Origin of the sequence: Mycobacterium sp. E2733, assembly GCF_001667585.1 — a bacterium.
In the GTDB taxonomy this organism is placed as follows: domain Bacteria; phylum Actinomycetota; class Actinomycetes; order Mycobacteriales; family Mycobacteriaceae; genus Mycobacterium.
On the sequence record NZ_LZJZ01000132.1, the window covers coordinates 1 to 12,449 of the forward strand.

The 12,449-nt window shown below is 67.7% G+C and carries 9 protein-coding genes; 4 read left to right on the top strand and 5 right to left on the bottom strand.

Annotated elements, in window-relative coordinates; genetic code table 11:
* The 3 genes from A5678_RS24170 to A5678_RS24180 all read right to left on the bottom strand — a co-directional run.
* A partial coding sequence (locus A5678_RS24170; RefSeq protein WP_068048021.1) for an alanine and proline-rich secreted protein Apa occupies nucleotides 1–847 on the bottom strand: 847 nt, incomplete at its 3' end.
* Between the two features lie 119 nt (nucleotides 848–966).
* Nucleotides 967–2,073 carry a sulfate/molybdate ABC transporter ATP-binding protein gene (locus tag A5678_RS24175; RefSeq protein WP_068048024.1) on the bottom strand — a complete coding sequence of 369 codons (1,107 nt, stop codon included), beginning with the start codon at nucleotides 2,071–2,073 and terminating at the stop codon, nucleotides 967–969.
* Nucleotides 2,070–2,822, bottom strand: coding sequence for an ABC transporter permease (locus tag A5678_RS24180; protein WP_156747067.1), 753 nt, complete (start codon nucleotides 2,820–2,822; stop codon nucleotides 2,070–2,072). The genes A5678_RS24175 and A5678_RS24180 overlap by 4 nt, the downstream gene beginning before the upstream one ends.
* Nucleotides 2,823–3,148: 326 nt before the next feature.
* Between A5678_RS24180 and A5678_RS24185 the strand changes: the two genes are divergently transcribed.
* The gene (locus A5678_RS24185) at nucleotides 3,149–5,791 is read left to right on the top strand and encodes an adenylate/guanylate cyclase domain-containing protein (RefSeq protein ID WP_082945726.1); all 2,643 of its coding nucleotides are present in this window, start codon (nucleotides 3,149–3,151) and stop codon (nucleotides 5,789–5,791) included.
* A gap of 36 nt (nucleotides 5,792–5,827) precedes the next feature.
* Here the strand turns inward: A5678_RS24185 and A5678_RS24190 are convergent, their stop codons facing one another.
* Nucleotides 5,828–9,082 (bottom strand): LuxR C-terminal-related transcriptional regulator, encoded by a 3,255-nt coding sequence (locus A5678_RS24190; RefSeq protein WP_068048033.1) that lies wholly within the window; start codon nucleotides 9,080–9,082, stop codon nucleotides 5,828–5,830.
* A 135-nt stretch (nucleotides 9,083–9,217) separates the two neighbouring features.
* Nucleotides 9,218–9,991: a molybdate ABC transporter substrate-binding protein gene (gene modA / locus A5678_RS24195; protein ID WP_068048036.1), complete on the bottom strand. Its 774-nt coding sequence runs from the start codon at nucleotides 9,989–9,991 to the stop codon at nucleotides 9,218–9,220.
* A gap of 254 nt (nucleotides 9,992–10,245) precedes the next feature.
* On the opposite strand from modA, the gene A5678_RS24200 reads away from it, so the two are divergent.
* The 3 genes from A5678_RS24200 (at nucleotide 10,246) to A5678_RS24210 (ending at nucleotide 12,396) form a co-directional block, all read left to right on the top strand.
* Nucleotides 10,246–10,923 carry an SDR family oxidoreductase gene (locus A5678_RS24200; RefSeq protein ID WP_068048121.1) on the top strand — a complete coding sequence of 226 codons (678 nt, stop codon included), beginning with the start codon at nucleotides 10,246–10,248 and terminating at the stop codon, nucleotides 10,921–10,923.
* Nucleotides 10,924–10,982: 59 nt separating this feature from the next.
* A complete protein-coding gene (locus A5678_RS24205; protein ID WP_068048039.1) occupies nucleotides 10,983–11,900 on the top strand; it encodes an LLM class F420-dependent oxidoreductase in 918 nt (305 codons plus the stop codon).
* 115 nt (nucleotides 11,901–12,015) lie between these two features.
* The gene (locus A5678_RS24210) at nucleotides 12,016–12,396 is read left to right on the top strand and encodes a DUF4189 domain-containing protein (RefSeq protein WP_068048043.1); all 381 of its coding nucleotides are present in this window, start codon (nucleotides 12,016–12,018) and stop codon (nucleotides 12,394–12,396) included.
* Nucleotides 12,397–12,449: the final 53 nt, after the last annotated feature.

Consider the following 12,449-nt stretch of genomic DNA (forward strand, 5'->3'; position numbering starts at 1 on the left):
GGGGCGGCGGGGGGGGGCCCGCCCAGGGCTGGATGGACTCGGCCAGCGCCTTGGCCGCGCCTTTGTCGACGGGATCGTTTGCCGTCCCGAGCCACACCACGAACCAGCGTTGCGGCGGTCCGCCGTTCGGCGTGCTCCCCGCGGGCAGCCCGACCACGCCGGTCCAAATCTGGCCATTGGGCTTGGAGGCGTCGCTGAACTTGACCTCGTAATAGGACGCGCTGCCGGTGACGCCGTTGGCCCCGGTTAGCGGGGTGGTTTCCTGGTTGATTCGGGTGCCCGGATACGGCAGGAAGAACTCACCCATGTCCGAGCCCAGCCGCACCGCGGCCTTGGAGTTGTTGGCTTCGGCACTGGCGTAAAGCTTTTGGTCCAAACGGCCCATCACGATGCGCGTGTCGTTGGCGACCGGTGGTGGCTGGTCGGGCATCGGCGGCTGCCCCGTCGTCTTGCTCAGCAGCGCCGAGCCGTAGTCGAGGTGGGACGCGTCCGACTCCACCCACCCAGGGGGAAGGACGTAGCTGAAACCGCCCACGGCGTTGGCGATCCGCCCGGCGTTCGGGTCAGCCGGTGGCGGGGGCGGCGGCGCGTTCGGGTCGACGGGCGGCGGTGGCGGTGGCACGGGCGCGTTGGGATCGACCGGTGCCGGAGGAGCGCCGGGCGCCGGAGCGGCCGCGGGAGCTGGGGCGGTCGGCGTTGCCGGCGGCACCGGAGTCGGGACTTCCGGGTCGGCGTACGAGGTCGCCGGAAAAGCGATCGTGACGGCGCTGGCACTGGTCACCGTGGCTATCGCCAGCGTCGCCCACAGGCCTTTGCGACGTGTCGAGTTGGGTTCCACCTGGTCCATGGCGACGAACCTACCGTGTTACCGCTGTGACGCAAGGAGCCTTGCGGACAATTGCGATGCCGTTTTATTGATGTTGCCGATGTGCAACCCACCGGGCAGCCCGGTGCTCAATTCCGCCCTCAGTGCGCCGCCGGATACAACGCCACCTCATGGGCTTTGACGGAGAACCACACCTGCTCTCCGGGCGCCAGCCGCAGCTCCGAGGCGGCGTCGACGGTGATCTCCGCGGCCAGGCCGGGGGCGCCGTCGGGTTGCTGCTCGCCGCGCACCAGCACCGCCGACCCGCGAATGTCCATCTCCGCCACCGTCACCTCGACGGTGTTCCGCGGGCTGCCGTGCGGCCGCTCCCGGTAAACCGCCACCGCCGTGGGCGGGAAGACCGCGATCGCGTTCCGTCCGGCAGCGAGTTCGTCGCCCCCTTGAAGAGTGGGGGCGGCGTGCCAGCGGGCCCCCGAGCGCGCGTCCAGCGAGGCGTCGGGCGCGACGGTCCCGTTGACCAGATTGATGCCGGCGATGCGCGCCCCGAAGTGGCTGCGCGGGGCCGTGAGCACATCGGAGACCGGGCCGACCTCGGAGATCTTGCCGGCCTCCAGCACCAGCACCCGGTCGGCCAGGGTGAACACGTCGAGCAGGTCGTGCGTGACCAGCACGACCGCGCAGCCGGTGCGGCCTACCGCGCGGCGCAACACCGCGCGGATTCCCGCGGCCGCGGCGACGTCGAGGCCCGTCAGCGGCTCGTCGAGCAGCAACACGTCGGGCTCGGCGGCAAGCGCCCGCGCGATCGCCACCCGCTGGGCCTGACCGCCGGACAGCTGGCGCGCCTTCCGGCCGGCCAGCGACTCGGCGTCCACCTCGCGCAACCAGCGCAGCGCCGTCGCCTTCTCCGCGGCCCGGGCCGGGCGGAGCCAGCCACGACGGCTGTGCGGCCCGAAGGCCACGTTGGTGGCAACGCTCATGTGCGGGAACAACAGCGGGTCCTGCAAGAGCAGGCCGACGCGGCGGTCGTGGGTCGCCACGTCCACCCCGGCCGCGGTGTCGGTCAGCACCCGATCCCCCAACCGCACGAATCCTCGATCCGGGCGTATCAGCCCGGCGATGACATGCAGCGCGGTCGACTTGCCCGCGCCGTTGGGTCCAAGGACTGCCAGCACTTCGCCCGCCGATACGGAGAACTCGACGTCCAGGGCGCGGTCCGCCACGACGGCGCGCAGGTGCAATTCGCTCACGGCCCGGGCTGCCTCGCCTCGGTGCCGCTCAGCCGGCGGGCGCCCAAGCCCAACACCACCACTGCGGCCACGGCCACCAACAGGATCGACAACGCCACCGCCGCGTCGGCGTCGGTGACCCGCTGCAGGTAGATCTCCAGCGGCAACGTGCGGGTCACTCCTTGCCGCGACCCGGCGAACGTCAGCGTCGCGCCGAACTCCCCCAGCGAGCGGGCGAACGCCAGCACCGTCCCCGACATCAGGCCGGGCAGCAGCAGCGGGAGGGTGACCCGCCACCAGATCGCGCTGGGACGCGCCCCCAGGGTCGCCGCGACGACCTCGAAGTCGGCGCCGGCGGTGCGCGCGGCCCCCTCCAGGGAGATGACCAGGAACGGCAGCGAGACGAACGTCTGCGCCAGCACGACCGCGGTGGTGCTGAACGCAATGCTGATGCCGGCGGCTTCGAGGTACCGGCCGAGCAATCCGAGCCGGCCGAACGCGTAGAGCAGCGCGATTCCGCCCACCACCGGCGGCAGCACCAACGGCAGCAGGATCAACGGCCGCAACAGCCGCACGGACCGCGCCGTGCTGCGGGCCAGCACCAACGCCATGGGCACGCCGAGCAACACGCACAGCAGGGTGCTGGCGGCGGCGGTCTTGAGGCTGAGCAACAGGGCCGTCCGAGAGGACGAGCTGGTGATCAGCGACCAGAAATTCGGCCAGTCGACCTTGATCGCGATGGCCAGCAACGGCAGCACCACGAACACCATCCCCACCGCGGAGGGGATGTACACCCAGCGCGGCAGATCCGTGCGACGCTCGCCAGTACGTACACCCCCTAACCATGGTCGGGAGATAGACACCGCCTCAACCTAGCGCTGCGCGAGCCGCGAATCGGGTATGAGTCCACCGATCCGATCCCGGTGTCACGCTCATTTTCGAGTCTTCCGCTGTGCCAGGCCGAATTGGCACAGCGAAAGATTTCGCGAAAGAGGACATCCGAGAGTGTTGAAAGTCCGTCGCGGTTTGCTAGGTGGCAGTGGGCTCGGTGTGACATCCTTTGCGGGTGTCCGCAGGGCGCCCGCCTGCTGGGGTTGTGACGTTTCTGTTCACCGATATTGAGGATTCGACCCGTCGGTGGGAGAAGGACGCGGATTTGATGCGGAAAGCCCTTGCCGCACATGACAAGGTGTTGCGTTCGGCGATCCAGGGGCACGGCGGTTTCATGTTCAAGCACACCGGTGACGGCGTGTGCGCCGCGTTCGCCTCGCCACGCTCGGCGGTGGATGCCGCGGTGGTCGCGCAGCGCAGACTTGAGTTGCCGGTCCGGATGGGGCTGGCGACCGGTGAGGCCGAGCTGCGGGACGGCGACTACTTCGGCACGGCGCTGAACCGCGCGGCGCGGGTGATGGCGGCCGGTCACGGCGGGCAGATCCTGTTGGCCGACTCGACGGCGGGTCTGCTCAGCGGAGTCGACCTCGTCAATCTCGGGCCGCGAAGGTTGCGCGGCGTGCCGATGCCGGTCGGTGTGTTCCAGCTTCGGGCAGCCGGCCTGCGAACCGAGTTTGCGCCGCTACGAGGGCTCGATACGACTTCAGGGAATTTGCGGCCGGCGAGCACCAGCTTGATCGGACGTGAGCTCGAGGTCACCGAGATCGAAGCGGCGCTCAAGGCGTATCGGTTGGTGACGCTGACGGGGGTGGGCGGGGTCGGCAAGACCCGCCTGGCGGTCGAGGTCGCTGGTCGGCTCGCCGACGAGTTTCCCGATGGCGTCTGGCTTTTCGAGCTGGCGGCGGTCACCGATCCGGCGGCGGTACCCGACGCGGTTGCCGCGGTGCTGGGCATCACCCAGCAGCCGGGCAAGAAGGTCAGTCAGTCGCTGGCCGCCGCGCTGGAGGGCCGCGTACGGTTGCTGGTGATCGACAACTGCGAGCATGTTCTCGACGCTATTGCCGACCTGATCGAGGCCATCCTTGCGTACTCGGCGACCGTACGAATCCTCGCCACCAGTCGCGAGGGACTCGGAGTCTCCGACGAGCGGGTGTGGCCGGTGCGACCTCTGGACGCCGCAGCGGGAATCGACTCCGCGGCGGTGACCTTGTTCGTCGAACGCGCCCAAGGCATTGCGTCGGGGTTCTCGATCGTCAACGGCGGTGAGGCCGCCGCAGTCACCGAGATCTGTCAGCGCCTTGACGGGATTCCGTTAGCCATCGAACTGGCGGCCTCCCGGATGGCGTCGATGACGGCCAGCGAGGTCCGCGATCGTCTCGACCACCGCTTCCGGCTGCTGGTCGGCTCGCGGCGTGGCCTGGAACGCCACCACACGCTGCGCCACGCCGTGGCCTGGTCCTACGACCTTCTCGACGACACCGAAAAGACCGTGTTGGACCGCTGTTCGGTCTTTGCAGGCGGATTCGACCTCCAAAGTGCCTGCGCGGTAGCCGGATCAGATGACTTCGACGAGTACGCCATCCTCGAGGTGCTCGACGCTCTGGTGCGCAAGTCACTGCTGATTGCCGACAGATCTTCAGGGCGGACTCGGTTTTCGATGCTGGAGACTATTCGTCAGTTCGCCGAGGAACAACTTGTTGCCGGCGGTGCGTCCACCGAGGTCCGGGCCGCCCACTCGCGGTACTTCGCCGGACGGGAAGCCGACGTCATGGCCCTGTGGGACAGCCCGCGCCAGCGCGAGGCGTACGAGTGGCTCACGGTCGAGATGGCCAACCTGCGTACCGCCTTTCGGTGGTCCACAGAGCACAACGACCTGGACGCGGGCGCCGCCATCGCGGCGTACGCAGCGTTGCTCGGCCCCTTTCTCGAAAACTATGAACCCATCACCTGGGCCGAGGAGTTGATCGAGCCCGCCCGCGCCGTCGACCATCCTCGACTCGCCGCCTTATGCGTCGGTGCATCGCTGTGCGTTCTCGTCGGGCGCTCCGAAGAGGCTGTGCACTATAGCGAGGTCGGCCAGACAGTCATCGCCGCTGCGAGCGACAAGGTGTCGTACTTCGGCGAGGGCTGGCTCGGCAGCGCTTATTTGTTCGTCGGCCAGCCCGCACGGTATGTCGAGCTGTGCCGCGCCCAGCTGAGGCGCACTGGTGACGCCAACACCATGGCCAGGGCGAACCTGGTGTTCGCTCTGGCCGTCTCCGGTTCGGCTGACGAGGCGTTGGTAACCGCCAACAGCCTCATCGATACCGTCGAAGCTGTCGGCAATCCTTGGGTGGTTTCATACGTACTTTTCGTGTGCGGGTACGCCTTCCGCGAATCGGATCCAGGCCGCGCACTGCAGGCGTTGCGGCGCGTGGTGCACATCGCGCAGGACAGCGGCAACCGATTTTTCGAGACACAACTGGGGTACTGGCTGTGCGGACTCGAAGCCGAACAAGGCGACCCGATGGCGGCTTTGAATCGCCTCGATGCGGCCATACGCAATAACCACGAGTCGGGCAACATCGGCATGTTGCCCAACCCGCTCGGTATCTTGGCATTTGTTCTCGACCGGGTCGGACGCTACGAACCAGCGGCCACCATCGCCGGCTTCGCAGCGGTCCATCCCATGGCCGCGGTGACCTTACCCGAACTCGCAGCATTCAAATCGCACTTGCGCGAGGTCCTCGGCGACCAAACCTACGAATCTCTCGCCCGCACGGGCGAAACGATGACCATTACCGCCATGGTGACGTACGCCTATGACCAAATCGACCAGGCCCGAACGGAACTCGAACACTCGAGCTGAATGCCGCTCATGAGCGAACATGGATTACGTGCGCGCTCAGGCGTGGCGGGAAGCCTCCTGTGCGAGTTGCGTGCGTGAGCTCAGCGCGAGTTTGGTGTAGATGTGGGTCAGGTGGGTTTGGACGGTACGCGGTGAGACGAAAAGCCGTGCGGCGATGTCCTTGTTGGCGAGTCCTTCGCTCACCAGTCGCACCACGTCGCGTTCGGTTGGGGTGAGTGATGCCCAGCCACTGGTCGGGCGTTTGCGTTCACCGCGGCCACGTTGGGCGTAGGCGACGGCCTCCTCGGTGGACATGGCCGCGCCCTCGGCCCAAGCAGCGCCAAAGTCGTTCTCGCCCAAGGCTTCTCGCAGCGCATTCGCCGAGGCTTCGTAGCCGCCGTCCCAGACCTTGAAGCGGACCCCGCCCCTGCGTTGACGAATGCCGTGTGCGGCGCCGAACAGCCGTGTCGCCTCGCGGTGGCTGTCAGCCTCGCCGGCCAAACTGCCCAGGCATTCCAGGATGTCGGGAATGTGCAGGTGAGCCTCGACTTCGGTCGTACACGCGAGCGCGTCGTGGGCGTCGCGTGCGCCTTGATCTGGCTCCCCCTGTGCAATCGCCACACGTGCGCGCGTCAACAGCGCTTGCGACAGGTAAAAGCCCGTCGTGCTCGAGACCGCCTCGTCGGCTCCGCGGCGGGCCGCGAGCAGATCCCCGCTCAACAGTGCGGCCTCCACACGGAAGACTCGTTGCATCGCCGCCGTCTGGGGCAGGCCGGTCAGGTACGGCCCGGCCTCGGCCGCGTTCCGCAGCATCGCAGCATCCCCGGCGGCCAGGGCCGCGATTGCCAACGCCACGTAGCCGGTGCCCGCGTAGATCCCGCCGAGCTCGGCGGCGGCCTCGATGGCCGCCTCGGCGGAAGCGCGGGCCGCCGCCGCGTCACCCTGAAAGGCCAGCCCGGCGCTCAGGTACGCGAGGCTAGCTGCCTCAATGATCCCATCGCGAGCTGCCTGGGCCTCCGCCGCCAGCTCACCGAATTGTGCGACGGCACCGGCCAGGTCGCCCTGATAAGCCTGTGCCACGCCGAGGCACCAGCGGCAATAGCGCGAGGCGAAACGGTCACCGGTCGCCTCGGCCATGTCGCGGCCCTCTTCCGCGGCCGCGCGCGTCGCGATCGGGTCACCGGCGACGCTCGCCGCCATCGCCTGGTGGGCGAGGATCTGGCCGAGGCGCCATCGATCATCCAAGGCACGGGCCAAGCCGATGGCCTCGGCGAAGTACGTCCGGGACAGCTCAAAATGCGTGCGGAAGGCGGCGATCACGCCGCAGGCGGTCAGCGCCCGCGCCAGCAGGGCCGGGTCATCGACCTCGCGCGCGATCGCCAGGGCCTGCTGAGCCTGATCCAGGCTTTCGGCGTCACCCATCCGGATCGCGAGCATGGCCCTGTCGGCCAGCGCCCGCGCCCGCACCGCGGGTGCCACCACGGACTGTTGCGCGGCGAGATCGGCCAGGGCGGCGTCAAAGCCGGCCAGCCCTTCCCTGATGCGGCCCCGCGCTTCCCACAGCGGCTGCAGCGACGAGGTTACCGTTAGCGCGAGCTCGACGTCGAAGTTTTCCCGGCTCCACAAAAACGCGGCGCGCAGGTTGGCGATCTCGGTTTCGACCTGCTCGATTCGCTGTTCGTAATCAGGGTCTGCCGGCGCGTCGAGCAGGGCGGCGAGCGCCGTGTAGTGATCGCGGTGACGCGACCGGATGGCGTCGGCTTCGCCGGACTCGGCGAGCTTCTCCAGCGCGTACTGGCGCACGGTTTCCAACAGCCGGTAGCGCGTACGACCTCCGCTGTTCTCGGCGACCACCAGCGACTTGTCGACCAGCAGACTGAGCAGGTCCAGGACCTGATACCGCTCCACATCGCCACCACCGGCGACGGCGCGGGCTGCGTCCAGATCGAACCCGCCGAGGAACACCGAGAGCCGGCGAAACACGACCCGCTCGGGTTCGGTCAGCAGAGCATGCGACCAGTCCACCGAGGCGCGCAACGTCTGCTGGCGAAGCACCGCGTTGCGCGCACCACCGGTCAGGAGCCGGAACCGGTCACGCAGACCTTCGAGAATCTCGGTCACCGACAGCGCCCGCACCCGGGCCGCCGCCAGCTCGATCGCCAGGGGCATCCCGTCCAGGCGCCGACAAATCTCACCCACGGCTGGGGCGTTCTTGTCGTCGACGGCGAAATCTGGGCGAGCACGGCGGGCCCGGTCGACGAACAACTCGATCGCCTCGTCGGCCAACGACAGCGACGGCACCCGCCAGCTCACTTCGCCCGCAACGCCAATCGGCTCACGACTCGTGGCCAGCAGCGTCAGCCCCGGCGCGGCACCGAGGAGCGCGACGACCAGCTCCGCGCTCGCGTCGAGCAGGTGTTCGCAGTTGTCCAGCACAACCAGCATCTGGCGGTCGCGAACAAACCGCAGCAACGTGTCCATCGTGGAGCGGCCGGGCTGATCGGACAGACCGAACGCACGGGCCACCGCGACCGCCACCACACCGGGATGGGTGACCGGCGCCAGATCGACGCACCACACACCGTCACCGAACTCCGCGGCGATGCGTCCCGCCATTTCAACGGCGAGACGGGTCTTGCCGGCGCCGCCGGCACCGATCAGGGTCACCAGCCGGTTGTCGACGAGCAGCTTCTCCAAGTCAGTCATCTGTGCGCCGCGGCCGACAAAGCTGGTGAGCTGCACCGGAAAATTCGAGGCAGCGGATTTTGCGGTACGCAGCGGGGGAAAGTCGTTGCGCAGGTCGGGATGGCATAGCTGAACCACCCGCTCGGGCCGCGGTAGATCCCGTAGCGGGTGACTACCCAGGTCCGTCAGCCACGCGCCGGGCGGGAGCCGGTCGACCACCAGGTCCTCGGTCGCGCCTGACAAAACGGTCTGGCCGCCGTGGGCCAGATCGCGCAGCCGCGCGGAGCGGTTGATGGTCGGTCCCGCGTAGTTGCCCTCGTCGCGGAGCTGCACTTCGCCGGTGTGAACGCCGATCCGTAGCCGGATCGGCGCCAGTGGTGCCCTTTGCAACTCCAGCGCACAGGTCACGGCGTCAGAAGCGCGGGCAAACGCCGCCACAAAGCTGTCGCCCTCGCCCTGTTCCACCGGCCGCACTCCGCGATGGGCGGCGATAACCTCGGAGACGGTTTTGTTGAAGCGCACGAGGGCGGCGCCCATTTCCTCGGGTTGGGTCTCCCACAGTCGCGTGGAACCCTCGACGTCAGCCAAAAGCAGCGTCGCCATGCCCGTCGGCAAGACCGCATTCACGCCGTATTTACTCCAGTCGAACAACGGTGTCAGCTAATGCTAGCCAGCATCCGCTGACTTCATAGGATTCTCTTGCAACGAGGCGTAATCGCGCGCGACCGCGTATCCGTCGCAGTTGCGTGGGGCGGTGCCCTGTCAGGGTTTGGCGAAGCCCGACCGGGCCAGGATGTTCTGGCCGGTGTCACCGGTCACCAGGGCCACGAACTTTTGCGCCAATGCCGGTTGCGGGGCGTTCTTCAGCACCGCGATCGGATAGACGTTCACCGCGCCGGCGGCCTCCGGGAAGTTCACGGTCGCGACCTTGTTGCCCGCGCTGTGGGCGTCGGTGACATACACCAGCCCGGCATCCGCCTGGCCGGTGGTGACCTTGTCGAGGACGTCCGTCACGCTCGGTTCCTCGCTGACCGGGTTGAGGTGGACGCCGGTGTTGTCTTCGACCCGCCGGGTCGCCGATCCGCACGGCACCGGCTTCTGGCAGACCACCACGCCCAGACCCGGCCTCGCGAGATCGGCGAAGGAGCCGACGTTCTTGGGATTGCCCGGAGCGGTAACGATCACCAGCGTGTTCGACGCGAAGTTCGTCGGATCGCCGGACAGCAGGCCGGCCTTGGCAACCGTGTCCATCTGCGCGGTATCCGCCGAGGCGAATACGTCGGCGGTCGCGCCCTGTGTCAACTGCGTTCCCAGTTCGGAGGATCCGGCAAAGTCGAACTCGACGCTGCTGCCCGCATTTTGGGCCTTGAACTGCGCGCTGATCTCACTGAACGCGGGCTTCAATGAGGCGGCCGCGAACACGACCAGCCTTCCCGACCCCTGCAGGGACTGGGAGGGCGGTTCCGAACCGCAGCCGGCCAGGCCCGTCACGAGCACCATCGACACCACACCGGTCAGGATCCCGATCCGCCGCATGCGTGCACACTAACCCGCCGAGAATGCGGCTTGCTGACCGGCTTGAACGTCGCAAAAAAGTGCCCGCCGAATAGTTACCCAAATGATCCGCGCGTCGCGGCGTCATCAATTTCGCCGACTAGCTACTGTCCAGTAACATCTAGGCAGATTGATGCCATAACGCGCTGAGATCCCAGGCAGATCCCCTCGGCGGTCTTGTGGATGGCCACAAGGAACTGCCCGGGTCTGGGTTCAACGTTGAACACGAGGAGGTCATGGCAGTGGAGGTGCTGGTCACCGGCGGAGACACCGAGCTGGGGCGCACAGTGGCCGAAGGCTTCCGCGATGCCGGTCACAAGGTGACGCTCGTGGGTGCGCGGCGCAGCGAACTGGAGATCGCCGCCAAGGAATTGGACGTGGACGCGATCGTCTGCGACACTACCGACCCGGCGAGCCTGACCGGGGCCCGTGCCTCGTTCCCCCATCATCTGGACACCATCGTCAACGTTCCGGCGCCCTCCTGGGAAGCCGGCGACCCACGCACCTACTCGATCGCCGACACGGCCAATGCGTGGCGGAATGCCTTGGACGCCACCGTGCTGTCGGCGGTGCTGACGGTCCAGACCGTGGGTGACCACCTGCGCTCGGGTGGCTCCATCATCAGCGTGGTTCCCGAGAACCCGCCGGCCGGAAGCGTCGACGCCGCCATCAAAGCGACCCTGTCGAATTGGGTCGCGGGCCAGGCGGGCATCTTCGGCACCCGCGGGATCACGGTCAACGCCGTGGCCAGCGGGCGCAGTGCCCAGCCCGGCTACGACGGACTCTCCCGGACGCCCCCGTCGGTTGCCGGCGAGGTGGCCCGGTTGGCGCTGTTTTTGACCACCCCGGCGGCCCGCCACATCACCGGCCAGACGCTGCACGTCAGCCACGGCGCGCTGGCCCAATTCGGCTGAGGGCGTAATCAGAAGCCGAGCCGTATCGTCCCGCTCGGCGCCGCACTACGGTAGATCGCGTGGCTATTCGACTCGGTCTGCAGATTCCCAACTTCTCCTACGGCACCGGGGTGGAGAAACTCTTTCCCACTGTTCTGGCTCAGGCTCGCGAGGCCGAATCGGCTGGTTTCGACTCGGTTTTCGTGATGGACCACTTCTACCAACTCCCCATGCTGGGCGACCCCGACCAGCCGATGCTGGAGGCCTACACCGCCCTGGGTGCGCTGGCCACCGCCACCGAACGAGTTCAGTTGGGCACCTTGGTAACGGGCAACACGTACCGCAACCCGGCCCTGCTGGCGAAGACCATCACCACCCTCGACGTGGTGAGTCAGGGCCGCGCGATCCTGGGCATCGGCACCGGCTGGTTCCAACTCGAACACGACCAACTCGGTTTCGAATTCGGCACCTTCACCGACAGGTTCAACCGGCTCGAGGAGGCGCTGCAGATCATCCTGCCGATGATCAAGGGCGAGCGGCCGACCTTCTCCGGCAAGTGGTACCAGGTGCGCGAGGCGCTCGCGAATCCGCGCGTCCGTGACCACATTCCGCTGATGATCGGCGGCAGCGGCGAGAAGAAGACGATCCCGCTGGCCGCGCGCCACTTCGATCACCTCAACGTGATCGCCGGATTCGACGAACTGCCAGGCAAATTGGAGGTTGTGCGGCGGCGCTGCGAGGACATCGGCCGGGACCCCGCGACGCTGGAAACCAGCACGCTGACCACAGTGCTGGTGGACGAGAACGCGAAGCCCGATCAGATTCCGGCCGAAATGAAGCAACGCATGGTGGTCGGCGGACCCGACTCGGTCGCCGACCAGATCAAGACCAAAGTGGTGGACGCCGGCATCGACGGCGTGATCATCAACCTGCCCTTCTACACCCCTGGCGTGATCAGCGCCGTGGGCGAAGCGCTGCGCCCGGTCGTCGGCCGGTAGCCGCGACGCCGCTCATGTGGGGTCGCGGATTGGTGCCGCCGCGGTAATACTTCCATGCAGCAGCGTTTACCTGTGCCACAACGGCGCAGCGCGGAAGTAGAGGTCCGGGACGGCCATGAAAAGAAGAGCCCTGGCGGCGATCGCGGCCGGCGTGGCGTTCGCCGCACCGCCGATCGCGCATGCCGACAACAACTGGATCGCCATGGCGATCTCGGACTCCACCGGTCACATCAACATCGCCGACGGAGCAGCCAACCAGGGCGCCGCCGAGAAGGCGGCAATGGACACGTGTCGCAAGAGCATCAGCGACTGTCGCCTGCTGGCCAGCGGTGAGGGTGGGTGTGTCGCGCTCGCCGTGAACGCGGCCAGGTCCAGGTACTTCGGCGGCTGGGGTCCGACGCGCGAAGAAGCGGAGGCAGCCGCGCTGGCACGGGCCCCCGGCGGGACGATCCAGGCGGGCCACGACCACTGCGCGGGCGAGGGCTCCAGCCAGTGACGCCGGCCTCGTCCCGATAGCTGATAACTGCGCCACACTGCCCGATGCCCACC

Bases quoted from the DNA above. Each gene is read 5' to 3' on its own strand.
- A5678_RS24180 (WP_156747067.1), bottom strand. From the start codon at position 2,822: ATGGTGTTCGTGGTGCTGCCGTTGCTGGCCATCGCGATCAAGGTCGAC.
- modA (WP_068048036.1), bottom strand. From the start codon at position 9,991: ATGCGGCGGATCGGGATCCTGACCGGTGTGGTGTCGATGGTGCTCGTG.
- A5678_RS24200 (WP_068048121.1), top strand. From the start codon at position 10,246: ATGGCAGTGGAGGTGCTGGTCACCGGCGGAGACACCGAGCTGGGGCGC.
- A5678_RS24210 (WP_068048043.1), top strand. From the start codon at position 12,016: ATGAAAAGAAGAGCCCTGGCGGCGATCGCGGCCGGCGTGGCGTTCGCC.